Annotated in this window: 22 protein-coding genes; 7 read left to right on the top strand and 15 right to left on the bottom strand. The window is 73.2% G+C overall.

The genetic code is table 11. From position 1 onward, the window contains the following. Positions 1-63: 63 nt before the first annotated feature. Positions 64-1,509: an alpha-amylase gene (locus HNR20_RS07030; protein WP_184177494.1), complete on the bottom strand. Its 1,446-nt coding sequence runs from the start codon at positions 1,507-1,509 to the stop codon at positions 64-66. 277 nt (positions 1,510-1,786) lie between these two features. Here HNR20_RS07030 and HNR20_RS07025 point away from each other — a divergent pair, with 277 nt between their 5' ends. Genes HNR20_RS07025 through HNR20_RS07010 form a run of 4 tightly spaced genes read left to right on the top strand, consistent with a single transcriptional unit; the run spans position 1,787 to position 6,414 of the window. Then, positions 1,787-3,391: a ferric reductase-like transmembrane domain-containing protein gene (locus tag HNR20_RS07025; protein ID WP_229687214.1), complete on the top strand. Its 1,605-nt coding sequence runs from the start codon at positions 1,787-1,789 to the stop codon at positions 3,389-3,391. Next, positions 3,391-4,854, top strand: coding sequence for an NADH-quinone oxidoreductase subunit NuoF family protein (locus HNR20_RS07020; RefSeq protein ID WP_184177492.1), 1,464 nt, complete (start codon positions 3,391-3,393; stop codon positions 4,852-4,854). Before HNR20_RS07025 ends, HNR20_RS07020 begins: the two co-directional genes overlap by 1 nt. 43 nt (positions 4,855-4,897) lie before the next feature. Next, positions 4,898-5,524, top strand: coding sequence for a TlpA family protein disulfide reductase (locus tag HNR20_RS07015; RefSeq protein WP_184177490.1), 627 nt, complete (start codon positions 4,898-4,900; stop codon positions 5,522-5,524). After that, entirely contained in the window at positions 5,521-6,414 is an 894-nt protein-coding gene (locus tag HNR20_RS07010; protein WP_229687213.1) for a cytochrome c biogenesis CcdA family protein, read from the top strand. Before HNR20_RS07015 ends, HNR20_RS07010 begins: the two co-directional genes overlap by 4 nt. 48 nt (positions 6,415-6,462) lie before the next feature. Here HNR20_RS07010 and serS read toward each other — a convergent pair whose 3' ends face one another. The 5 genes from serS to HNR20_RS06985 all read right to left on the bottom strand — a co-directional run bounded on the left by serS (position 6,463) and on the right by HNR20_RS06985 (position 11,755). Continuing rightward, complete coding sequence (serS, locus tag HNR20_RS07005; protein ID WP_184177488.1) at positions 6,463-7,746, bottom strand: serine--tRNA ligase; 1,284 nt, start codon at positions 7,744-7,746, stop codon at positions 6,463-6,465. A 92-nt stretch (positions 7,747-7,838) separates the two neighbouring features. After that, positions 7,839-8,921, bottom strand: coding sequence for a DNA polymerase III subunit beta family protein (locus HNR20_RS07000; protein WP_184177486.1), 1,083 nt, complete (start codon positions 8,919-8,921; stop codon positions 7,839-7,841). A gap of 25 nt (positions 8,922-8,946) precedes the next feature. Continuing rightward, on the bottom strand, positions 8,947-10,131 hold the full coding sequence (locus tag HNR20_RS06995) for a saccharopine dehydrogenase family protein (protein WP_184177484.1): 1,185 nt from the start codon (positions 10,129-10,131) through the stop codon (positions 8,947-8,949). Positions 10,132-10,181: 50 nt separating this feature from the next. After that, complete coding sequence (locus HNR20_RS06990; protein WP_184177482.1) at positions 10,182-11,318, bottom strand: alcohol dehydrogenase catalytic domain-containing protein; 1,137 nt, start codon at positions 11,316-11,318, stop codon at positions 10,182-10,184. Then, positions 11,315-11,755, bottom strand: coding sequence for a hypothetical protein (locus HNR20_RS06985; protein WP_221309732.1), 441 nt, complete (start codon positions 11,753-11,755; stop codon positions 11,315-11,317). Before HNR20_RS06985 ends, HNR20_RS06990 begins: the two co-directional genes overlap by 4 nt. Before the next feature lie 154 nt (positions 11,756-11,909). On the opposite strand from HNR20_RS06985, the gene HNR20_RS06980 reads away from it, so the two are divergent. Continuing rightward, positions 11,910-14,783, top strand: a complete 2,874-nt coding sequence (locus HNR20_RS06980; protein WP_184177479.1) for a helix-turn-helix transcriptional regulator — start codon at positions 11,910-11,912, stop codon at positions 14,781-14,783. A gap of 18 nt (positions 14,784-14,801) precedes the next feature. Here HNR20_RS06980 and HNR20_RS06975 read toward each other — a convergent pair whose 3' ends face one another. The 5 genes from HNR20_RS06975 to HNR20_RS06955 all read right to left on the bottom strand — a co-directional run bounded on the left by HNR20_RS06975 (position 14,802) and on the right by HNR20_RS06955 (position 17,990). Beyond that, positions 14,802-15,350 carry a DsbA family protein gene (locus HNR20_RS06975; RefSeq protein ID WP_184177477.1) on the bottom strand — a complete coding sequence of 183 codons (549 nt, stop codon included), beginning with the start codon at positions 15,348-15,350 and terminating at the stop codon, positions 14,802-14,804. Then, complete coding sequence (locus tag HNR20_RS06970; protein ID WP_184177475.1) at positions 15,347-15,844, bottom strand: redoxin domain-containing protein; 498 nt, start codon at positions 15,842-15,844, stop codon at positions 15,347-15,349. The genes HNR20_RS06975 and HNR20_RS06970 overlap by 4 nt, the downstream gene beginning before the upstream one ends. 64 nt (positions 15,845-15,908) lie before the next feature. Further along, complete coding sequence (locus tag HNR20_RS06965) at positions 15,909-16,595, bottom strand: BON domain-containing protein (protein WP_184177473.1); 687 nt, start codon at positions 16,593-16,595, stop codon at positions 15,909-15,911. A 715-nt stretch (positions 16,596-17,310) separates the two neighbouring features. Next, a complete protein-coding gene (locus tag HNR20_RS06960; RefSeq protein ID WP_184177471.1) occupies positions 17,311-17,709 on the bottom strand; it encodes a hypothetical protein in 399 nt (132 codons plus the stop codon). A gap of 140 nt (positions 17,710-17,849) precedes the next feature. Then, entirely contained in the window at positions 17,850-17,990 is a 141-nt protein-coding gene (locus HNR20_RS06955) for a hypothetical protein (protein ID WP_167626067.1), read from the bottom strand. Between the two features lie 386 nt (positions 17,991-18,376). Here HNR20_RS06955 and HNR20_RS06950 point away from each other — a divergent pair, with 386 nt between their 5' ends. Beyond that, a complete protein-coding gene (locus tag HNR20_RS06950; RefSeq protein ID WP_184177469.1) occupies positions 18,377-18,739 on the top strand; it encodes an STAS domain-containing protein in 363 nt (120 codons plus the stop codon). Positions 18,740-18,755: 16 nt separating this feature from the next. Here HNR20_RS06950 and surE read toward each other — a convergent pair whose 3' ends face one another. Further along, positions 18,756-19,583: a 5'/3'-nucleotidase SurE gene (surE, locus tag HNR20_RS06945; RefSeq protein ID WP_184177467.1), complete on the bottom strand. Its 828-nt coding sequence runs from the start codon at positions 19,581-19,583 to the stop codon at positions 18,756-18,758. Next, positions 19,580-20,542: a 1-phosphofructokinase family hexose kinase gene (locus tag HNR20_RS06940; RefSeq protein WP_184188112.1), complete on the bottom strand. Its 963-nt coding sequence runs from the start codon at positions 20,540-20,542 to the stop codon at positions 19,580-19,582. The genes surE and HNR20_RS06940 overlap by 4 nt, the downstream gene beginning before the upstream one ends. Before the next feature lie 204 nt (positions 20,543-20,746). Here HNR20_RS06940 and HNR20_RS06935 point away from each other — a divergent pair, with 204 nt between their 5' ends. Then, positions 20,747-21,214, top strand: coding sequence for an SRPBCC family protein (locus HNR20_RS06935; RefSeq protein ID WP_184177466.1), 468 nt, complete (start codon positions 20,747-20,749; stop codon positions 21,212-21,214). A 303-nt stretch (positions 21,215-21,517) separates the two neighbouring features. Here the strand turns inward: HNR20_RS06935 and HNR20_RS06930 are convergent, their stop codons facing one another. Both HNR20_RS06930 and HNR20_RS06925 read right to left on the bottom strand, forming a co-directional pair. Further along, complete coding sequence (locus HNR20_RS06930) at positions 21,518-22,030, bottom strand: hypothetical protein (protein WP_184177464.1); 513 nt, start codon at positions 22,028-22,030, stop codon at positions 21,518-21,520. Between the two features lie 230 nt (positions 22,031-22,260). Next, positions 22,261-23,325: a coiled-coil domain-containing protein gene (locus HNR20_RS06925; protein WP_373291049.1), complete on the bottom strand. Its 1,065-nt coding sequence runs from the start codon at positions 23,323-23,325 to the stop codon at positions 22,261-22,263. Positions 23,326-23,328: the final 3 nt, after the last annotated feature.

Below are 23,328 nucleotides of genomic sequence, written 5' to 3'. Positions count from 1 at the left end.
CGTTGCCAGGAAGGCGCCCCTGCTACACGAAACACGACAACAGGGGCGCCTTCCTGGCGGTGGTCAGACTCGGGCGCCGATGTGGATCGCCACCGCGTCGTGTGCGGGCACGTTGGCCGCGAACCAGCCGTTGGCGTCCACCGTGACCACGGGGCCGCTGCACGTGCCGCCCGCGTACGTGCCGTGGATGACGTCGCAGTACCGGCCGGCGGGCAGCCCCGTGTAGTAGGAGCGGCCGTTCACCGCGGCGTCCTCGTCGTTGACGGTGATGAAGCCCTTGCCGCTACGGCTGAACGCGATGTGGTTGTTGCCGTTGTCGTACCAGTTGGCCACCCCGGCGCCCTCGGTGGCGTTGCGGAAGCCGACCATGTTGGCGATCACCGGCCAGCGGTGTTCGCACTCCCAGCCGGAGTAGCAGGTGGTGTTGAGCGTCTTGTTGGCGCCGTCCGACGGTGGGCCGGCGTCCCGGTTGCTGAAGGTGTAGCTGGACATGACGGTCGCTGAGCCGTACGGCCAGGCCAGCATGAAGGCGTTCGCCAGCGCGTAGATCCCGCGGTCCTTGTAGGTGAGCACCCCGCCGGCGTCGCGCTGGGTGTCGTGGTTGTCGACGAACACCGAGGCCGGCCCGGTGGGCAGGTGCCCCCAGCCCTCGCCGAAGTTGCGCAGGTACGCCAGCCGCTCCGAGCGGAACACCCGGGCCAGGTCCTTGCCGTAGCGGAACTCGTGCACGTCACCGTTGCCGGTGTACTCGGTCGGTTGGATCGGCTCGCCGGCACCGTGGATGACCTCCTGCACGATGTACGCCGAGCGGGAGAGCTTGCCCTTGATCGCGGCGATGTCGGCGGCCGGCATGTGCTTGCTGGCGTCCATCCGGAAGCCGTCGACGCCGAGGGACAGCAGGTCGTTGAGGTACGAGGCGATCTTCGTGCGGACGTAGTCCGACTCGGTCTTCAGGTCCGACAGGTTGACCAGCTCGCAGTTCTGCACCTCGTACCGGTCGTTGTAGTTGGCGATGTCGTCGCCGCCGTTGCGCCCGCAGTGGTGGAAGTCCTGGGTCTGGTAGATGCCCGGGTAGTCGTAGTGCGAGTAGGACGAGCCGGCCCAGCCGGTGCCGCCGTTGTCCTGACCGGACATGTGGTTGATCACCGCGTCGACGATCACCTTCACCCCGGCCGCGTGGCAGGTGTTGACCATCGACTGGAACTGGGCGCGGGTGCCCTTGCGGGACTCGATCCGGTAGCTGACCGGCTGGTACGCCAGCCACCACTGGTTGCCCCGCACGTGTTCCTGCGGGGGCGAGACCTGGACGTAGCCGTAGCCCTTCGGGCCGAGCGTGCTCTGGCACTCGCTGGCCACCGAGGGCCAGTTCCACTCGAAGAGCTGGACGATGACCTTCTTGGCGCCGGACGGCGCGGCGACGGCCGGGGGTGCCGTCACGGTGGTGGGGACGAGCAGGCTGGCGACCAGGCCGAGGGCGAGGATCGCCGAGCCGCGTCGACGTCGGTGCATCGGGACTCCTGACGAGCGCACGGGTGGGGGTGGTGGTGCGGCGGGGAGCGCCGGGTTGCCGGGATCTTGCAACCCGGGCTGAAATTTTCTGAAAGGTTACAAGCGTGTTGCAACGAGTGTCAATGCATGGACATTCGTCACTGCCTGATCTGCTCAGTGGAAGTGGGCACAACGCACGCCGCCGCCACTCGGTTCGATTCCGGCCCAGAAATTTCCCGCCACAGGTGATCCGCACGCGCCGCCGGTCCGTACTGGATGGGGGAGCAGGGGTCGGCCGGTGGTACGCCGCCGCGAGACGATCGAGGAGCACATGGCCCGGGCACAGCAGAACCAGAAGGCGGCCACCGTCCGGACCAGCGCCAGCAGTCGGGGGGTGCGCGCCCCGTCACGGTCGGCGACCACCCTGCTGATCGCGTCGCTGCTCGCCGCGCTCTGGGCAGCGATCATGCTGACCGGCGCCGGCCAGACGGCGTACGCGTACGGCTTCTTCTTCACCGAGTTCTTCGCCGGGGTGATCTCCCTGGTGGCGTTGAGCCTCACCGTGATGCTCGGTCTGCTCGCCACCGACCGGCTGGTGCTGCGCATCTCGCACCGGGTGCTGATGCAGTCGGCGCACCGGGCCACCGGCGTGCTGGGCGTGGCCGGGCTCGGTTTCCACGTCCTCACGAAGATCGCCACCGGGCGGGCGGCGGCGACCGACGCGCTGGTGCCGTTCGTCGGCGGCCGAGGGCTCTACGTCGGGCTCGGCACGGTAGCCGCCCTGCTGATGGTCAGCGTGATCTGGACCGGCATCATCCGGGCCCGCTTCGCCGGTGTCGGTCCGAAGTGGCTGTGGCGCACGCTGCACTCCACCGCGTACCTGGCCTGGCCGTTCGCTGTCTTTCACGGCCTCAACGCCGGTCGGGCCGCAGCGCCCTGGGTGATGTTCAGCTACCTCGGCTGCATTCTGCTGGTGGTGCTTGCCCTGCTGGTCCGGTTCTCGGTCACCATCGGCCGGCGCAGCCGCGAGCAGCACCAGGCCGCGGTGCGCAACGCGGTGATGGCCAGCCGGGCCGACGAGGCGAAGACCGCCCGATCGCTGCTGGCCGGGTTGGGTCGGCGCAGCAAGGCCGCGGACAAGCGTCCCGCCTGGGCGGAGACCACCACCGCCACGTGGGCCGCGCCCGCCGCGCGACGTGACCCCGAACGGTTCACCGTCCCGGTGGTGCCCGAGCCCGGGTCGCTCGCCGAGCCGACCCGGCCCAGTCGACGCCAGCGGGTGGAAGAGCCGGCGGCCCGCCGCGACACCGAACGATCCTCGCGCGGCCGGCGCGACGAGGAGGAGCCCGCGACCCGCCGGTCGACGCGCCGCAGCGCGGAGGAGACCGCCACCCGGCGGCGCGACGAGGAGGAGTTGGAGCCGGTGACCCGGCGGCGCTCGCGTACCCGGGACGAGGCTGCTCCGAGCGGGCGGCGACGCGCCGAGGAACGATCCGGCCGCCGGTCGCGCAGCGAGGACGACAGCAGCCGATACTCCGCGCCACCAGAGCCGACTGCCGAGCCCGAGGAGCCGTGGGACAGCCCGCGCCGGTGGCAGGCCGACGAGCCGATCTCGGCCGGCCCGGTCTCCGCGGAGCCGATCTCGGCGACGCCGCGCAGTGGCAGTGGCCGACACAGCGTCGAGGACGACCTGCCGGAGGAGCCGGACTACTGGCGCCCACCGGCCCGGTACGTGCCGGACGAGGTGCCGCCGCCCGTCGACGACACCCCGACCCTTGTCGACCTGGCGTCCCGGCGCGCTCGGCGGGCAGCCGGCGAGGGCCGGTCCGCCAAGCGCCGCAAGGCCAGCGCCGACGCGGTGGACGGGGCGTACTGGGCCGGGCTGCGGGGTGAGGCGAAGTGATGCGGACAGCCGTGCCACCGGTCGCCTGCGTGGGCGAGCCTCGGCTCACCGCCGGCTTCGCCGAGTACGGCCGGCTCGACCTGGCCGCGCACGAGGAGGTGCACGGCCCGATCGGCCCGATGGAGCCGGCCCAACTGCTCCGGCTCGCCGAGGGCATGCAGCTCAAGGGCAAGGGCGGGGCGGGTTTCCCGTTCGCCCGCAAACTGCGCGCCGTGCTGGAGTCCTGCGAACGGCAGGACCTCGCCGCCGTGGTGGTCGTCAACGCCAGCGAGGGGGAGCCGGCCAGCTGGAAGGACAAGGTGCTGCTGACCCGCGCACCGCACCTGATCCTGGACGGCGCGGCGCTGGCCGCGTACGCGCTGGACGCCGACGAGATCGTGATCGGCGTGGCCGACGACGGGGTCGGCCGGGACTCGTTGATGGAGGCCCTCGAAGAGCGCCGGATGCCGGTGCTGACCACCATCGTCACCGTGCCGCACCGGTTCATCTCCGGCGAGGGCGGCGCACTGGTCAACGGGATCAACGGGCTGCCGCACATTCCGCCCGGCACCAAGAAGCGCTCCAGCGACTCCGGGGTCAGCGGCCTGCCCACCCTGCTGTCCAACGCCGAGACCTACGCCCAACTCGCCGTCGGGGCGCGACTCGGCCCGTACGAGTACGCGGCGCTCGGCACCGACGACGAGCCGGGCACCGTACTGCTCACCGTGACCGGCGCGGCGGGCCGGCCGGCCGTCGTGGAGTGCACCGCCGGGATGCCGCTGCGCGATGTTCTCGACCTGTGCGAGGTCCCGGAGACCCAGGGCATCCTGATGGGCGGCTACCACGGCAAGTGGATCACGCCGGAGGCGGCGGAGACGGCCGAGGTCTCCCGCAAGGGCCTGGCCGCGGTGGGTGGCACGCTCGGCGCGGGCATCATCATCCCGCTCGGTGTCGACACCTGCCCGCTCGGCGAGGCCGCCCAGGTGGTGCGCTATCTCGCCGGTGAGTCCGCCGGCCAGTGCGGCCCGTGCAAGATGGGCCTGCCGGACCTGGCCCGCGCCGTCGACCTGGCCGTCGCCGGCAGCCAACCGGCGGACGTGGTGCGGGCCGCCGCCGGCGAGGTGAAGGGCCGGGGCGCGTGCAGCCACCCGGACGGCACCGCCCGCTTCGCGCTCTCCGCGATCGAGGTCTTCACCGAGGACCTGCGGATGCACAGCACCGGCGACGGCTGCGGCCGGCGGGTCAAGGGCGTGATGGGGTTGCCCGGCGCACCCGACGCGAACCCGCAGAAGCTCACCCTGGACTGGTCGCGCTGCGACGGGCACGGCCTCTGCGCGCACGTCGTACCGGACTTCATCCGGCTCGACGCCAACGGATATCCCGCCTTCCCGCCCACCCCCGTGCCGACCTGGCTGCGGGAGGGTGCGCTGAAGGCGGTCAAGGTGTGCCCGGAGCTGGCCCTCCGACTCGCCAAGGCCGAGTAGGGAAGGGCACCTTCTTCCCGACGACTGTCGAACGGAGACGCGGATGCGCAGCTGGCACGCACGGAGACGGCAGTCCAGGGTCGGGGTGGCCCGCCGGGCCGGCGCCGCCGCGGCACTGACCGCCGCCCTGCTCGGTGCGGTCTCCTGCACCGGCACGGCCAACCCGCCACCGGCGGCGGTCGCCGACGCCGCACCGGCCACCACCGGCACCGCACCGGCGACCGCCACCCCGATCGGCTCGCCGAGCGCCGCTCCGGCACAGGTCCCGGACATTCTCCGCTTCACCGGGACCACCCTCACCGGCGCCGCGTTCGACGCGGCGCAACTCGCCGGCCGGCCCGTGGTGCTGTGGTTCTGGGCGCCGTGGTGCGCTACCTGCGCCAGCCAGGCCTGGACGGTGGCCGAGGTCGCGCCCCGATACCGGGACACCGTGCCGATCGTCGGCGTCGCCGGGCTGGGCGAGCAGCGGGCGATGAAGGAGTTCGTCACCGAGTTCGACCTCGCCGGGATGCCACAGATCGACGACCGCGCGGGCGCGCTCTGGCGTCGGTTCAAGGTGACCGAGCAGAGCATCTTCGTGGTCATCGACCGGGACGGCAAGGTGGTCCACCAGGGCTTCCTGGACGGTGAGGCGCTCACCGCCCGGGTCGCCGCGCTGGCCGGGGCGTGACCGGCCCCCTGCTGCTCGCGCTGACCGCAGGCATGCTGGGAGCGGTCAACCCGTGCGGCTTCGCGTTGCTGCCCGCGTACCTCTCGCTGTTGGTCGCCGGGGCGTCGGACACCCGCGGCGCGGTCGGCCGCGCGCTCACCGCGGCGGCCGGGCTGACCCTGGGGTACGTGGTGGTCTTCGGCGCGTTCGGCCTGGCGCTCGCGCCGCTGGCCGGCTGGCTGCGGCCCCGGCTGCCCTGGCTGACCGTGGCGCTCGGCGTGCTGCTGGTCGTGGCCGGCTGTTGGTTGCTCGCCGGCCGGCGGCTGCCCGCTCCCGGCTGGTCCGCGCGGGCACCCCGGCTCACGCGCTCGTGGCCGTCGATGGCGCTGTTCGGCGCGGTGTACGCGCTGGCGTCGCTCGGCTGCGCCATCGCGCCGTTCCTGGCCATCGTGGTGACCAGCCTGCAAGCCGGCTCGACCGGCCGTGGGTTGGCGCTGTTCGGTGCGTACGCCCTCGGGATGGGTCTGGTGGTCGCGGTCGCCGCGCTCGGCGTGGCGCTGTTGCGCGACGGTCTGGTGGCCCGGCTGCGGGTCGCCGGCGCGTTGGTGCCCCGCCTCAGCGGCCTGGTGCTGCTGCTCGCCGGAGGTTACGTCGCCTGGTACGGCTGGTACGAGTTGCGGCTGGCCGCCGGCCGCCGAGAAGCGCTGCACGACCCGGTGATCCAGGCGGCATCCCAGGTCCAGCAAACCCTGGCCAACGCCGTGGACTCCCTCGGCCCAGCCCTGCTCCTGGCAGCCCTGGCGGCCCTCCTGCTGGCAGCAGCCCTAACCCGCCACTCCCGCCCCCCGCTCCCGCTCACCCCTGTTGATCATGAAGTTATTGCCACGACACGCCGAGGCGAAGGGCAATAACTTCATGATCAACGCGGGAACGGGCCGGGCAGGGGGCAGGGGGCAGGGTTAGCGCGGGGTTAGGCGGTCGGTGCCTAGGCGGTCTTGGAGGACCTCGGGGATCAGGACACTGCCGTCGGCCTGCTGGTACTGCTCCAGGATCGCCGGGAAGAGCCGGCTGGTGGCCAGCGCCGAGCCGTTGAGGGTGTGCACGAAGCGCGTCTGCTTGGCACCGGGCTCGCGGTAGCGGATCGCCGCCCGCCGGGCCTGGTAGTCACCGGCCCAGGAGACCGACGACACCTCCTTGTACTTGCCGGTGCTCGGCATCCACACCTCGATGTCGAGGGTCTTCTTCATCGAGGCGCTGGCGTCACCGGCCGAGAGCAGGGTGCGCTGGTAGTGCAGGCCCAGCCCCTCGACCAGGCTCTCCGCGTGGGCGAGCATCTCCTCCAGAGCCGTGTCGGCCTGCTCCGGCAGGGTGAACTGGAAGATCTCCACCTTGTTGAACTGGTGCCCCCGCACCGTGCCGCGCTCGTCCGAGTGCGAACCGGCCGACTCCCGCCGGTAGCACGGGGTGTACGCGAATGCCTTCAGCGGCAGCTTCGGGGTCTCCAGGATCTCGTCCTGGTACGCGCCGAGGATCGCCGTCTCCGACGTGGGCAGCAGGAACTGGCCGCGCGGCGCGGAATCGGAGTCCAGGTGGTAGACGTCGTCGTAGAACTTGGGGAACTGCCCGGCGGCGAAGCCGGCCGAGTCCAGCAGCAGGTGCGGCGGGAGCAGGAACTCGTACCCGGCCTTGACGTGCTGGTCGATGAAGTAGTTGAGCAGCGCCCACTCCAGCCGGGCGCCGATGCCCGTGTAGATCCAGAAACCGGATCCACCGAGCTTGACCCCGCGCTCGTAGTCGACAAGGCCCAGCGCGCGGCTCAGCTCCACGTGGTCGCGGACCTTCTCGATCGCCGGTGGCGCACCGAAGGTCTTGACCACGCGGTTGGCTTCCTTGCCGCCGGCCACGACGTCCTCGGCCGGCAGGTTGGGCAGCTCACTCATCGCCGTACGCAGCCGGGACTGCACCTCGTCCAGCTGGGACTCCAGCTCGGCGAGCTGCTTACGCTCGGCCTCCGGTGCGCTGGCCTGCGGCTCCTCGCCGGCGCGCTTCGCCTGCGCGTACGCCCGGGCCTCCGCCTTGCGGCGCTGCCGCTCGGCGTCGATCTCGGTGATCAGGGTGCGTCGTTCCTGGTCGAGCCGCTGGATCTCGTCCAGGGCACGGGTGACCTCGGCGGGATCCAGACGCTTCGCCAGCGCGGTTGCCACCGCCTCGCGATCCTTCCGGATCAACTCCATGTCGAGCATGCTGCTCCGTACGCCTCCGTCCGGGGTCAGGTGGACCACCAGATGCTACCGTCGCGGCCCGGTCGGCCCGGGACGGGGAGCGGCGGCCGGGTTCAGAGCCGGATCGGCATCAGCACGGAGTAGGTGTCCGCGTCGTCCGGGCGTCGTACGGCCAGCGGGGCGATCGGCCCGTCCAGCTCCAGCACCAGCTGGGGTGCGCCGGCCGCGTTCAACGCGTCCAGCAGGTAGCCACCGTCGACCCCGACCCGCAACTCGTCGGAGGGCAGGTCGGTGGCGGGGAGCAGGCACAGGCCGCCCTGGTCGTCGAGGCCGAGCACGGTGACCGCCAGCGGCCTGCCACCGTGGTCACGGGCGACCGTGGGTGCCGCCGGGTCGGCCAGTGCGGCGCTCAGCGCGGCCACGTCCACCGGGATCCGGCGAGCGGCCGGCCGCTCGCCGACGGCGTCGCGCAGCAGCCGACGGTAGTCCGGGAAGTCGTACGGCAGGGCGGTGCCGGTCAGCGTGCGGCCGGCCACCAGCACCCGAAGGTCCGCGCCCGCCACGGTCAGCCGCACCGGCCGGGGGTCGGCGGCGTCGAGCAGCGCGCGGAGCTCGTCGACGAGGGCCACGGGGACGAACACCCGCACCGGCGGACCGTCGACGTCCGCGTCGGCCCGGGCCAACGCGAGCCGGTGCCGGTCGGTGGCGACGAGCCGGACGCAGTCGGGCTCCACGTCGAGCAGCACGCCGGAGAGCATCGGCAGCTCCGGGTCGGTGCCGACGGCGAAACGCACCGCGTCCAGCGCGGCGGCCAGGCCGGCGGGGGAGAGCAGCAGCATGGTCGTGACGGGTCGGGCCGGGTCCACCAGGGCTCGGAGCCGGGTGACCTCGCGGCGGGCGTCGGTGAGCCCGTCCGTCAGCCGGCGCAGGTGCGTGTCGAGCAGCTCGTGCACCGCGGCCGGGTCGGCGCGTACCGCGGCGGCGATCTCCGGCACCGGCATGCCGATCCGGCGTAGCCCGGCCACCAACCGGGCCGGGGTGATCTGCTCCTCGGTGTACCAGCGGTAGCCGGTCGCCGGGTCGACCAGGGCCGGCTCCAGCACCCCCGCCGAGTCGTAGAAGCGCAGTGCGCTGACGGTCAGGCCGCTGGCCCGGGCCAGCTCGCCGATGCTGTGCAGGTCGCTCACGCTGGGCATCCTGCCCCCTCGACCCGGTCGAGGGTCAAGCCGAGCCCTGCTTGAGCACCCGGAAGGTGAGGCCGGCCCGGACGAGCCGGTCGAACAGCGCATCACCCATCGCGGCGACCGGCGTGAGCTGCCCAGCGGTCGGCGGCAGCTCGTCGAGCGCCAGGCAGAGCGCCGACTCGCCGAGCATCTTCGCCGTCTCGTCGTAACCCGGGTCACCGCCAGCGACCTCGGTGATCACCCGTTGCCCGCCGCCGGTGCCGACGAACCGGACCCGGAACCAGGACACCGCCCGCTGCTGCGCGGTGGGCCCCTGCCCGGAGGCGAGTCGACCGAGCAGCCAGCGTCGGCTGGGCGGCAGCTTCACCAGCCCGATCAGCGCGCCGAGCCCGACCGCGCCGGCCAGCACGGTGGGCAGCCGCTTCACGGCGGCGAAGTGCCGGTAGCGGAAGTCCGGGCCGTACTCCGGGCGGGCCGCCGCCGAGCGGCGGATCACCTGCGGGTCGATGGTCGGCAGCGGCACGGTCCAGATGCCCAGCTCCGCCGAGCGGGCCAGCCGGCCGGGCACCGCCCGGACCCGGCGGTCGGTGAGGCGTGATTCGACCGCCCGGCGGTCCCGGGCGGCCTGGCTGGCCTGCCCGGTACGGGAGAACGCGGTGAGCGCCGAATGGTAGGTGCCGCCGGAGATCCGGCCGCCGGCGCGCACGTAACCGTCCACGGTGATCGGAACGTCGGCGGGCAGTTGCTTGACGGTGAACCAGGCGCCCAGGTCGTGCGGGATGGAGTCGAACCCGCAGGCGTGCACCAGCCGCGCGCCGGTGCGGGTCGCCTCGGCGTGGTGGCGCACGTACATCAGGTCGACGAACTCCGACTCGCCGGTGATGTCGAGATAGTCGGTGCCGGCCCGGGCGCAGGCCGCGACCAGCCGTTCGCCGTTGTGGATGTACGGGCCGACCGTGCTGGCCACCACCCGGGCGGACTTGGCCACCGCGCGCAGCGAGTCGGCATCGGTGACGTCGGCGGTGAGCAGCGGCAGGTCGGCCAGCGTCGGATCGATCGCGGCGAGCCGATCCCGTACGGCGGCGAGGCGGTCCGGGTTGCGGCCGGCCAGCGCCCAGCGCAGCCCGGGTGGCGCGTGTCGGGCCAGGTATTCGGCGGTCAGGCCTCCGGTGAACCCGGTCGCCCCGAACAGCACCACGTCGTACGTTCGCTCCCCAGCCATCCCCAGAGTCTGCCATCCGCACACGCCGATGAGTGATCACGAGTGGGGCGTCACGGCGTGAACACGGCTCGCACACAGCCGTCGGCCCGGTCCCGGAACAGCTCGTACCCCTGCGGACCGTGCTCCAGCGGCAGCCGGTGGGTGGCCAGGTGTTCGGTGCACAGCTCGTCGCGGGCCATCCGGTCCAGCAGCATCGGCACGTCCCGCAGGTCCGGCCGACGGGCCCCGCGCAGGGTGAGCCGCCGGTCGGTCACCGTGCCCAGCGGGAACGCGTCGACGAACCCGTCCGCCGCGCCGAGCACCACCACCACACCGCCCTTGCGGCAGGCGTGCACGGCCTCACGTCTCGCGTCCGGTCGGTCGGCGGATCGGCCACCGAACCGGTCGGGCGGCGGCGCGCCGACCGCGACCACGCACACGTCCGGCCCGCGCCCACCGCTGCGGTCGCGCAGCTCGGCCGCGACGTCGGTACGGCGATAGTCCAGCGGTTCCGCGCCGGAGTGCCGCTCGGCCATCCGCAACCGGTCCTCGTGCCGGTCCACCACCAGCACCCGGGAGGCACCGCGCAGCACCGCCGCCCGGGCGGTCAACTGGCCCACCGCCCCGGCGCCCCAGATCGCCACCACGTCGCCGGGCCGCACCGCACCCAACTCGGCGGCCAGCCACCCGGTCGGCGCGGCGTCGGCGGCGAACAGCGCCCGGTCGTCGTCGACCGCGTCCGGCACCCGGAACGCGCCCACGTCGGCGTACGGCACCCGCACGTACTCGGCGTGACCGCCCGCGAAGCCGCCCGCCGCTCGGGGGCGGCCGAAGCAGCCGGCATCCGAGCGTCCCCAGTCCGGGTCGACGCTCGCCGGGTCGGCATGGGCGTTGTCGCAGCAGGAGTGCAGGCCCTGGCGGCAGTACCAGCAGCCGCCGCAGGCGACGCTCGTCCCGACGACCACCCGGTCGCCGGTCCGGTGCCGGCGAACACCGGGGCCGACCTCGACCACCTCGCCCAGGAACTCGGCCCCGAGCACGTCGCCGGTCCGCAGCAGCGGGTCCCGGCCGGCCAGCAACGGCAGGTCACCGCCGCAAGTCGCACTGCGGCGTACCCGGACGATGACGTCACGCTCGTTGCGCAGCTCCGGGTCGGGCACCTCGCGTACCGCCAGCTCGTCGGCGGCCACCCAGCACAGCGCCCTCACCCGTGGACCTCGGGACGGTCCAAGGCGGAGCGGTCCGCGCGCAGCACCTCACCGGCCTCGACTCGCTGCTTGACCTGGCGCAACGTCCGGCGGACCAGCAGGCCCGGGTCGTCGCCGACCAGGTGCGCGGCCAACCCGGCCGGCGGGGTGGCACCGGCCAGCGGCCGGGCGGCCAGCTCGGTGCCCCGGTCCCCGGGCGCCGCCCGCACCCGCACCTCGACCGCGCCGTCCAGGCGGCGCAGCGGTTCGGGCCAGCGGCCATCGGGGAGCACCTGCTCCGGCGGCCGGTCGACCGTCACCACCTCCCAGCGGGCCGGCGCGGCAGGGTCGCTGTCCGCGCCGGTCCGGCCGCGCCACCGGGGTACGAGCAACAACCGCACCGCCCCGGTCAGCGCCGCGCTGCCGAGGGCGGGTCCCGCCCGCGCCAGCCGTCCCATGGGTCCCACTCGTCCCACCCGTCCTCCCGGTTCACGTCCTTCGATCGTCGGTCGCGGTCGGGTGAAGCGTGCTCGCCCGGAAGGGGTGAACCGGCCCGCGTCGGGTAACCGCTCGCCGACCGGGGGCGGAACGCGTGGTGGGGGGTGGGGCTGAGTGCCAGCACAGCAGGATCGCGTACGGGTCGACACGGCACCGGGGCACCCGGTGGAGTCGCCGCTGCTGGCGTCCCGGCTGACTCCGGCCGTGCCACCGGAGCCGGTGGTGGCCCGACCCCGACTGCTGCGCCGGTTGGACGAGGCCGGTGCGGGACCGGTCACCCTGGTCGCCGCCCCCGCCGGCTGGGGCAAGACCACGTTGCTCGCCACCTGGGTGCGGCTGGCCGGCGGTTCGCCCGACGTCGAGCCGGGCGCGATCGTGCCCGACTCCGGTCAACTGCCGGACGAGCCCGAGCCCAGCTCGGCATGGGTGTCGGTGGAGGTCGGCGACGACGGGGATCGGCTCTGGGCGTACCTCGCGGCGGCGCTGCGCTCGGCGACCGGGTCGACGGAGGGTGGCCCGGTACCCGACCGGCCGCCGCGCCCCGACCAGTTGGAGCTGCTGGCCGCCACGCTCGCCAACGCGGACCGGCCGGTGCTGCTGATCCTGGACGACCTGCACCGGATCGCCGACCCGGCGGCGCTGACCGGCCTGGAGTTCCTGCTGCGGCATGCCGGCCAGCGGCTGCGCCTCGTGATCGGGGCGCGGGCCGGGCTGCACCTGCCCCTGCACCGGCTCCGCCTCGCCGGCGAACTGACCGAGATCGGCCCGGACGATCTGGCGTTCACCGACGACGAGGTGGCAGACCTGCTCACCGCGCACGGCGCGGCCCTGCCCGCGGTCGCCGTGCACCAGCTGCGCGAGCGCACCGGCGGCTGGCCGGCCGCGCTGCGCATCGCCGCCCTGGCGGTACGCGGACAACCCGACCCGGAGCGCTGGGTGGGGCAGTTCGGTGGTGACCAACCGGAGATCGCCGGGTACCTGCACGAGGAGGTCCTCGCGACGCTCGACCCGGCCGAGGTGGACCTGCTGCGCCGTACCGCCCTCGTCGAGAACGTCTGCGCCGACCTGGCCGAGGCGCTGACCGGCCGCGCCGACGCCGGGCAGGCGTTGGCCGACCTGGCCGGGACCGGTGGTCTGCTGCACCGGGAGGACACCCGCCCGCCCTGGTACCGCTGCGAACCCCTGCTCGCCGACCTGCTCCGCGCCGACCTGGCCCGGCTGCCCGGTGACGAGTTGCGCGAGCTGCACGTACGCGCCGCCGACTGGTACGCGGGCGACGGCCGGCCGACCGATGGTCTGCGGCACGCGCTCGCCGCCGGCCGGTGGGACCTGGCCGGCGACCTGTTCGTCGCGCACTGGCCGGAGCTGACCCGGTACGACCGCGACCCGGTGCACGCCCCGACTCCCGCGTCCCCGCCGACGGAGGTGATCCGCGCCGACCCGGAGGTGGCGTTGGCCTGCGCGGCCGAGCGTGCGTACGCCGGTGATCTCCCGGCCGCCACCGGCCACCTACGCGCCGCGGCCGGACACGCCGCGGGCCTGCCGGTGCCGCGCCGGGACCGGTTCCTGCGGCTGGTCACCGCGCTGGAGCTGACCGTGGCCCGGCTCGCCGACGACCCGGCGGAGGCCCGGGCCGCCGCCGCCCGGCTGCTGCGGACCCGCCCGGCGGGTGCCACGCCGACCCGAGTGCCGGACTCCGCGCCGCCCGGGGTGACCAGTTCCGCTCCGACGGCCGGTGGGGGTGGCGCCGCCGATGACGCGGACCTGCGGGCGTTCACCGGCACCGCGCTGGGACTGGTCGAGTTGGCCGAGGGCGCGCTACCGGCCGCCCGGTTCGTCCGGGCTCGGGCGGCGGCTCGGGAAGCCGGCCGGCCGCGCACGGAGCTGGTCGGCGCCAGCCGGGGCGCGCTGCTGCTCGCGGTGCGCGGTGAGCTGCGAGCGGCCGAGCAGGCGGCCCGGGACGCGCTGGGTATGCCGCCCTGTCGGGGCTGGTCCTGTCGGCTCGACTGCGCCTACGCGTACCTGGCGTTGGCCCTGGTGGCGCTGCTGCGCGACCAGCCCGAGGAGGCCGTGGCGAACCTCGCCCTCGCCGGCCCGGCGCTCGGTGTCGCCAGCGGCTGGGTCGGTGGCTCCGAGGCGCCCACCGGCGACGGCTGGCCTGCCGCTGCCTCCGGTGAACCGGTGGCGGCGGCGGTGGCCGCCCTGTGCCGGGCGCAGCTGCACCGCGACTCGGGCGACCCGGCGGCCGGCCAACGCCTGCTCGTCCGGGCCCGGGAAGCGTTGGTCGACCGGCCGTCCGCCGCCGAGTTGGCGGGGCTGCTGCGGGCCGCCGAGGCCGAACTGCGTGCCGAGCGGGGCGACCTGAACGCCGCCCGCGAGTTGCTGGGCGACACCGCCGTCGACGAGACCGAGCCGGCGCTCGCGGTGGCGCTGGCGAAGGTGGAACTGCTGGCCGGCGACACCGCAGCCGCCGGGCGGACCCTGCCGGCCTGGCAGGCGCCAGCGGCCACCGCCTGGCCCCTGCCGGTACGCCTGGACGCGGGCCTGCTCGACGCGGTGCTGGCCGAGCAGGCGGGGGACGGGCGTCGGGCAGGTCGGATCCTGGAGCAGGTGCTGGATCTGGCCGGCCCGCAGGGCTGCCGGCGGGTCTTCACCCGCGCCGAACCGGCGGTCCGGGCTCTGCTGGCCGCGCACCTGGACGCGGGCACCGCGCACTTCGCGCTGGTCAGTGACCTGGTGCGCGGGGCCGGAAAGAGCACCGCCCGACCGGTCGCCGAGCCGGGGGGAACGCTCGACGAGCCGCTCACCGAGCGGGAGCTGACCATCCTGCGCTACCTGCAGAGCATCCTGTCCAACGTGGAGATCGCCAGCGAGCTGTCCCTCTCGGTCAACACGGTGAAGACCCACGTTCGCAACATCTACCGCAAACTCGACGCGACCCGCCGGCGCGAGGCGGTCCGGCGGGCGCGCGAGTTGCGGCTGATCTGAGCATGAGCGGGACTGCGGTCAGGCGTTGCTCGCGGCGTCCACGGCCGCCAGCAGATCCGGCAGGTCGTACCCGCCCTCGTGGCGGACACCGTTGACGAACAGGGTGGGGGTGCCGTTCACCCCGCTGCGGATGCCACCGACGAAGTCCCGGCGCACCCGGTCCGCGTGCGCGCGGCTCTCCACCTCGGCGTTCAACTCGTCCGGCGGCAGTCCGACCTGCTCGACACCGAGCGAGAGGTGCACCGGGTCGAGCTGGTCCTGGTGCTCGTAGAGCCAGTCGTGCATCTCCCAGAACCGGCCCCGGACCGCGGCGGCCTCGGCCGTCTCGGCGGCGCGTTCGGCGTACGGGTGCACGTTGGCGATCGGGAAGTACCGGTAGACCAGCCGCACGGTGTCGGTCCGCTGCCGCAGCACCTCGTGCAGGTTCGGGTACGCGGCACCGCAGAACTGGCACTGGAAGTCGCCGTACTCGACGATTGTCACCGCCGCGTCGGCCGGTCCCCGGATGTGGTCCTCGGTTGTCACCGGGTCCCGGAGTCGGGCGGTGACCTGCAGTGGCGTGGTCATCCGGCCATCACCTTCCGATCGGCGGCGAGCTGGTCCAGCGCGTCGAAGATGCCGTCTGCGCCCGGGTTGACGTCAGGCGGGGAGAGGTAACTCCAGGTCACCTTGCCCGTCGGGTCGAGCACCACCAGCGCGCGGTCCGCCTCACCCTGCGCGTTGTACGCGCCGTAGCGGCGGGCGACCTCACCCTTCGGCTCGAAGTCGGCCAGTAGTGGAAACTCGATACCCCGGCTCTCCGCGAACGCCCGGTGGGACCAGATGCTGTCCACCGAGACGCCGAGCACCACCGCCTTGTACTGGGCGAAGACGGGTGCCGCCGACTGGTAGAGCGACATCTGGTCGCCGCAGACCGGGCTCCAGTCGGCGGGATAGAAGGCGAGCACGACCGGCTGGCCACGGAACTGCTCGGGCCCAATCGGGCCCCCGTCCGGGGTGGCCGGCAGGGTGAAACCGGGCGCGGGACGCCCCGGTTGGATCAGCCCGTTCGGATCACTCATGCCACCAGCCTGCTCCCGGGGTGGGTGAGGTCGGCTCACCCGCCCCGGGTGGTTTCGCGCTCGCTCAGCGCAGCACCGGGGCGACCGCGATGTGGTTCTGGACCTCCCGGATACCGGGGGCGGACCAGGCCACCTGCTCGACCTCGGCCCGTTCGGGCATCGAGTGCACCAGACCGGCGAGCACCGCGGTGTCGCCGTGCACCCGGACGCTGATCCGTTCGGCCTCGGTCGCTCCGGCCCGGGCGAGGGCGTCGACGATCCGATCGGCCAGGTTCTGGCCATCCGGCGCGGCGGCCGGCTGGACGGCGATGCCGTTGCTCACCCCGCGTACGCCGGTGAGCCGCCCGACGGCCCGTTCGGCGGCGCGGCGCTGGTATTCCCACTCGACCTCGCCGTGCAGGGTCACCCAGCCGGCCGAGACGGTGACCTGCAGCTTCTCGATGGGCACGAACGCGTCCCATTCCAGCGCGTGGCTGGCCGCGGCGGCAAGGTCGGGATCGGCGCGCTCAGCACCGCTGTCCAGTTGCACCGCCAGGTCGTTGGCGACCGCCCGGACCCGGGCGACCCGGTGCGCAGCCCGTTCGGCGGCCCATTTCTTGGCGTAGCTGTCCACTCGGCCGTTCAGCGTGACGACGCCCTCGGCGACGGTCACGCCGATCTCGTGCGGCTGCACCCGTGGTTCCCAGGTCAGCTCGTCGAGTACGGCGGACTGGATGTCCTGGTCGGTGCGGCCGATCTCCGCGATCGCCATCTGGCCCTCCTTCACTGCGTGGGTGGCGGACCGGTTGGCGGCTGCGGCCGAAAGGTCCGCCGGCGTCCGAGGCTGCCGCCGCCCCGGGTGAACCGTCCTCGCCCGAACCGGGTGACGGCATCGCTTGGCCCCGACCCTCCGGAGGTGCGAACATCGATGGTGGGAGCGCTTCCAAAGCGAGCGGATTTCGGTTACGGTAATCGCGTTCCTCGATCGCGGGAGCCGTCGCATCGGGTGGCGGGAGCCAGGGCAGCTCCGCCCGTTCCCGTCGTCGTGCTCGTCCCCCGGGCCACGGCGGCGCCACCCGGTCGACCCCGTCCCCCGGGGCTCGGTTCCGAGAGCAGGCAGGGATGGGCGGACGTCTCGCCAGCACGGTCCTGCCCGTGCCGTGGTGGTTCCGTTCCCCAATCAGCGAGTTGCCGGCCACCCCCACCTGCGCGAGTCGCTGACCTGGTGATCCGGAGGCGCCCCGGACCACCACCCGAGCACCGGTCCGCCGGGCTGCCTGAGGGGTCCGGCACCCGGCGGACCGGCCCGCCCCGCTCCGCCCGGCGGGTCGATCATGGAGTCGTGGTGGGCGGGTTGCTCGTTCCCACCACTTTCGTCCACCACCACAACTCCATGATCGACCGGAACGTTGCTCGGCCGGACGAGGACGAGCCCCGCTCGACCTTGGTCGAGTGGGGCCCGTCGGGTTGCCTGTGGGTTCTGTCGTTCAGACCGCGGGGGAGTTGGGACGGTCGACGTCGACGAACTCCACGTCGTCGACGGCGTGGTCGTCCCGGCTGCCGGCGGCCCGGGCGGCGGAACCGACGGCCCAGCCGACCGCGGCGCCGACCAGCGCGGCACCGATCAGCAGCGTCCAGGGCAGTGCCGGCTGCCGGCCGGCGAGCGCGTCGAAGGCCAGCGAGGCACGACGCCGCGCCTCGTCGGCGGCGGAGCCCACCAGGTCACCGGCCCCGTCGGCGAGGTCACTGCTGTTGCGGCGCGCGGAGCGGGCGGTGTCCCGCACACTGTCTCCGGCGGAGTTGACGGCGGAGAGCAACTGCTCCCAGGCCTGGTCCGCGATCCGCTCCGGCCTGGTGCGGCGGTCCAGCAGGTTGGTTCCGAACATCGTGGTTACCTCCTCGGGTGCCGAAGCCGCCGGCCACTTCGGACTTCGGCGTCTGTTCAGCGCGTCACGGTTCGCCTACCCCGCCAGTGCCCAGGGCCGCCCGGGCGCAAACCCGGCCGGCCCTGGCCGCCGCCGGGAACTCAGCGCACCGCGACCACGGCGACGCCGCGGGCGAAGTCGTCGTCATCGTCGTCATCGTCGTCTCCACCGCCGAAACCGCAGGCCAGTACGAGGGCGAGCAGCACGCCGACGCCGGCCAGCCCAGCAAGTCGCTTGATCATCGAAGGTCCTCTCCGTAACGGTGGGTGTCCCGGCCCGATGCTAGGTGGCGTCGGCAACCGTGAGCGGGGTTTTGGGCGGGGTGTCCGCAGGCGACACGCCGGTCGCGCGGGGCGGCGTCGGTCGTGGACCGGTTGTCGGGCGCACCGGGCCCGAACAGCTACCCTGGTTCGGCGGCGCGTCGGTCACGACCGATCGGCGAGGGTCAGATAACGAAAAGTCTTGACTAATCAGATACTCAAAAGTGCGGATATGGGCGACTTTGTGGGTCCGGATCCGCGAATTGCTCATCCCGAGGGGTGGCGACCGAGGCCGTCAGAGGAATACTCTCGGTCGCGGCCCGCGTACTGATGAGGCGCCCGGGGGACGGGCGGGTGGAGGTGCTCGCGTGAGCCTGTCGATCGTGAAGTCGGTTTTGTCCGGTGGTGTCGTGGAGATCGCCCCACGCGGCGAGATCGACGTCGACACAGCGTACGAGGTGCGCGAGGCGATCGCGGAGGTGCTGGCCAAGGGCCGGCCGCTCCGCATCGAGCTGAACATGAGGCTGGTCACCTTCATCGACTCCGTCGGCATCAGCGCCATGGTTGCCGGCTTCCAGACGGCCGAGGTCAGCGACGTCAAGCTGGTCGTCACCGAGCCGAGCCGGTTCGTGCACCGGCAGCTCTGGGTGACCGGCCTGCTCGGCCTGTTCGGTGCCCCGGAGCCCTACTTCGCCGGCGCCGTCACCCCCGAGGTGCTTCCCGGCGCCTGAGCGCGCAGGCATTCCGTCAGGGCTGGTCGTCCAGCCCGGTCAGGTCGACGTCCGTCGCTTCGGTGACTGCCCGGATGGCCGTCACCGAGGCGTACCCGGCGGCCAACAGCGCCACGTCCGTGCCGGGCTGCGCGGCCTGCCCCGGCTCCTCCAAGGAGGTCCGGACGAATCCGTGGCCGGATTCGGCCACCGTCATCTGCACCTGACCGAAGCTGGCCAGTGTGCCCCGCCGCACCCCGCGCAGCCGCCCGTGCGGCAGGTCCGGGGCGTTCACGTTGAGCACGCTCTCCATCGGCGCGGAGGTCAACCGGGGGAGCAGGTCCAGGGCGACCCTCGCGGCGGTGCTCCAGTGCCGCTCGGCGTCGCGTACCCGGGCGGCGGCGTCCACGGCGGCGCCACCGCTCGCGGCCGTCGCCTCGCCCGCGGAGAGCACGTCGAGTGAGACCGCCATCGCCCGGCAGCCGTTCGTGGCGGCGGTGAACGCGGCGCCCACCGTCCCGGAGTGCAGCACGGCCCGGCCGGCGTTGGCGCCACGGTTGATACCGGACAGCACCACCGACGGCGGTGGGCCGAACGCGCCGTGCAGGGCGATCAGCGTGATGAAGCCGGGGGAGCCACCAACTCCGTACGCCGGCACACCCGCCAGGTCCGGCAGCGGGTGGTCGTTCACGACGACCCGCCCGTCCCGCTCCATGGCGCTCATCGCGGCGCTGGTGCCGCTCGCCTCCTCCAGCGGCGCGGCGACCACCACGTCCAGGCCCCGCTGCGCCGCCGCCCAGGCCAGCGCCTGGATGCCGGGCGCGGCGATCCCGTCGTCGTTGGTGATCAGCACCCGCAGCGTCATCGCTCGACCACCCGGTCGGCCAGCTCGTCCGGGGTGGTCCGCTCCTGTGGTCGGCTGTCCGCCGGCACCAGCCGGACCCGGTCGACCAGGCCGGTGATCGAGTCCAACCGGCCGGTGCCCAGGCCGTGTCGGGTCACGTTCAGCGCGCCGGCGGCCGCGCCGGTCCGGATGGCGGTCCGGATGTCCCCGCCCCTGGCCACGACGGCGGCAACCCCGGCGGTCATCGAGTCGCCCGCGCCGCGCGGGTCGGCGGCCTCCAACCGGGGCATCTCGACCTCGAACAGCTCCCCGTCGATGAGCGCCAGCGCCGGCTTGTCGGCCCGGCTCACCACCACCGTCTCGGCACCGGCGGCGTGCAGTTCGTACATGGCCCGGGTCAGCTCCAGGCTGTCGTCGCTGCGGGCGCGGCCGTCGCGGATCAGCTCCTCGTGGCTCACCTTGAGGAAGAACACGCCGCTCTCCAGCACCGAGCCGAGGTGATCGCCGGAGAGGTCGACCACCACCCGGCCGCCGTTCGCGCCGAGATCGGCGGCGAAGCGCCGGTACAGGTCGGCCGGCACGAGCCACGGCTCGTTCGGCCCACTGAGCACGCTCACCGCGGCCCGCAGGCCCTCGCCCAGAGCCAGGTTGTACAGCTCGTCGAGCTCGTGCCGGCTCAGCGGCTGCCCGGGCACGTCGGCGATCTCCTGCCGGGAGCCGTCGCGGCGGTCGTGCACGTACCCGCCGCTGCCGGAGTCGCGGACCACCACCTTGAGGTCCACGCCCTCGCTGACCAGTAGCGGCTCCAACACCTGGCCGATCTCTCCGCCGAGTGCGGCGCAGAGCACCACGTCGACACCGAGCGACATCACCATCCGGGCCTGCCAGACGCCCTGCCCGCCGGGGTGCAGGTGCAGCTCGGGGTGGTCGTTCGGCTGGTCCACGGTCACCGTGAGCTGCGGAGTGGGCGCGAAGACCATGACGTGCCCGCTCACCGCTCGTCGCCGTTCATGATGTCGCTCTCCAACACGGTCGGGTGATTCGTCACCAACTGACCCTAATGGGACAGGTGGCGGGAGGGCATCCCATCGGCCGGGGTTCGTCCTGGCGTTGGCCGCCGTCGGGCGTTGCCAGCCAGACATCGGTACGGGACGATCGTGCGACCAACGACGGCGGGAGACGGTGTGCTCAGCAGCGATACCTTCAGCTACACCGTCCAGGCCCGGTGTTCGCCAGCCGAGGCGGCCGCGATGCTCAGTGACCTGACCCGGCAGGGCGAGTTGCACCCGCTGATCGTTCAGGTCCGCCGAGTGCCGCCCCGACCAGGCGCCCGGGCCAGCTACACGATCAACGACCGGCTGGCCGCCGGCCCGCTACGCTTCCGGACCACCTACCACGCGGACGTGCTGATCAGCGAGGACGACGAGATCGTCACGGTGGCCCGCCAGTGGCCGGCCACCACCGTGCGCAACCACACCCGCCTGCACGCCGAACCGGACGGCATCGTCCGGATCGACGTCGAGATCACCCTGACCGCGCCGACCCTGCTCTTTCGGTACGCGTTCCGGCAGGCCCGAGCCGCCCACCTCGCCCTGGCCACCCGACTCGGCGCGGCGCTGGACCGCACGGGCAACCCACCTCCCGCCGCCTGACCACCCCGCGCCCCGCGCTTCACGCTTCATGCCTCGCGCCTCGCGCCTCGCGCCTCGCGCCTCGCGCCTCGCGCCTCGCGCCTCGCGCCTCGCGCCTCGCGCCTCGCGCCTCGCGCCTCGCGCCTCGCGCCTCGCGCCCCGCGCCCCGCGCCCCGCGCCCCGCGTCAAGATCGTGCTCGATCATGGATGTAGTGGCCTCCGGGCGCGAGGAGGCCACTACATCCTGGTTGCAGCGCGATCATGACCCGCTGGCTGCAGCGCGATCATGGCGTGTTGGTTGCAGCGCGATCATGGCTCGCTGGATCATGGCGTGCTGGTTGCGCGATCACGGCTCGCGCGGGTGGTGGGTCGAGCGGCGGGACGCCGGCCCCAGGGCTTGTAGGTGGACAGCACCGTCGCGATGATCATCAGAATGGTCGACACCGCGGGTGCGATGACCAGGTCGGCGCGATCGCGTGTGGGCAGGGCCGCGCCCAGCGCACCGGCGTGGCGCAGATTCGGGGTGAGCAGGAACAGCACCAGTCCGACCATCACCGTGGTGAGCACGAGTTTGACCAGCACCCAGCGGTAGCGCAGCAGGCCCCACGGAGTGAGTAGCGCGCTGGCGACGCCGATCAGCCAGACCAGCACGCTGAGCGGCGCGAAGAGCACGGTGCCGACCAGTGCCGTGACCGGGTAGACCGCTGCCGGATCGGCGCCACGCTGCACGGCGATGCCGAGGGTGAGCAGCACCAGGTCGGTGCCGAGCCAGCCGAGCGAGGTGACCAGGTGCAGGGTGAGGAGCCCCTTGCGGGCGGTGGGTGGGATCCGAGGCATACCGCGATGCTGCCCGCCGGTCACTGCCGGGTCGTCCGACCGCCGACGACATCAGGGGTACGCCCTGCGACGTAGCCGCTTCCGGTCAGGCCCGTGCGGCGGGACCCATTCATGGTCGACACCACATCGCCGATGTCGGGGTGTCCAGTCGCCCGGATACCCCGACATCGGCGAAAGTGAGTGGATCATCCCCGGCCGGTCCGGCCTGGGGGCCTACCCTCCTCGGGTGGTCAGTAGACCGACAGGTGCACGTGGTTGGTGTGGGCGCTGGACGGGTCGCTACCCGCTCCGCTGTACGACTTCCACCCGCTGCTGGGCAGCCAGATCTGCCGGTACCAGATCACGTACAGGACGGCGAGCCGGTCGGCGTTGCGGATGAAGTACGCGGCCAGGTTGTTGCCGTACGTCTTGTCGCCGCCGGTGGCGTTCCCGCCGAAGCCGCCCTTCTGCGCGGCGAAGTCGCAGGCTCGGCCCTTCGGGTGTTCACCGGAGCCGCTGGGGCGGTGGCAGGAGACGTACCGGGTGAAGCCAGCGGCCTTGGCCTGGTTGAGCGCGTGCAGGGTGCGCGGGGTGATGCAGCCGTTGGCGGGTGTGGGGTCGTTGACGCTGCACGACTCCGACGGCCAGGAGCCGTCGGAGTTACGCGGCGCGGGCTTCGCGTTGGCGGTGGAGGTGCCCCGGTTGGAGCCGGTGTCGGCGGTGGTCTGCGGCTTGGGCGTGTTGGCCACGGTCAGGGCCCGTTCGGCCTGCTCCTTGCGTTTGGCCATCACCGCGACCTGCTTGCGCTGCTCGGTGACCTCACCGTTCAGGGCGGCCTGGGTGCGGTTGGCCTTGTCCTTGCTGGCGAGCAGGTCGCGCAGCACCTTGTCCTCGTTGGCGGCCACCGCGCCCAGGGTGGCGGCCCGGTCCATGAAGCCGTCGGGGGTGCCGCTGTTGAGCAGCGCCGCCATGGTGCCGAGCCGGCCGGTCCGGTACGCCACGCCGGCGATCTCGCCAACCTTGCCGTTGCGGTGGTCGAGCTCGACCTCGATGGTCTTCAGTTGGGTGGTGAGCTGCTGCTGCCGCTGCACGGAGGTGTCCAGGGCGCGCTTCGCGTCCAGGTAGCCCTTGCTGGCGGCCTCCAGTTGGGCTCGCAGCGCCGGAGTGCCGCCCTCTTCGTCGGAGTCGGGTGCGGCGGCCCGCAGGCCGGTCGGGGAAGCGGCCGAGGCGGTGCCGGCCGGGAGCGCGACGCCGAGGGCGAACATCGCGACGATCAGGGCCGCGAGTCGGGCGGCGGGTGGTCGTGCTGGTGCCACTGT

The sequence above is a fragment of the Micromonospora parathelypteridis genome (assembly GCF_014201145.1).
Taxonomy (GTDB): domain Bacteria; phylum Actinomycetota; class Actinomycetes; order Mycobacteriales; family Micromonosporaceae; genus Micromonospora; species Micromonospora parathelypteridis.
The sequence above is the reverse complement of the archived record's forward strand: the minus strand, read 5'-3'. Positions and strand labels throughout refer to the sequence as shown.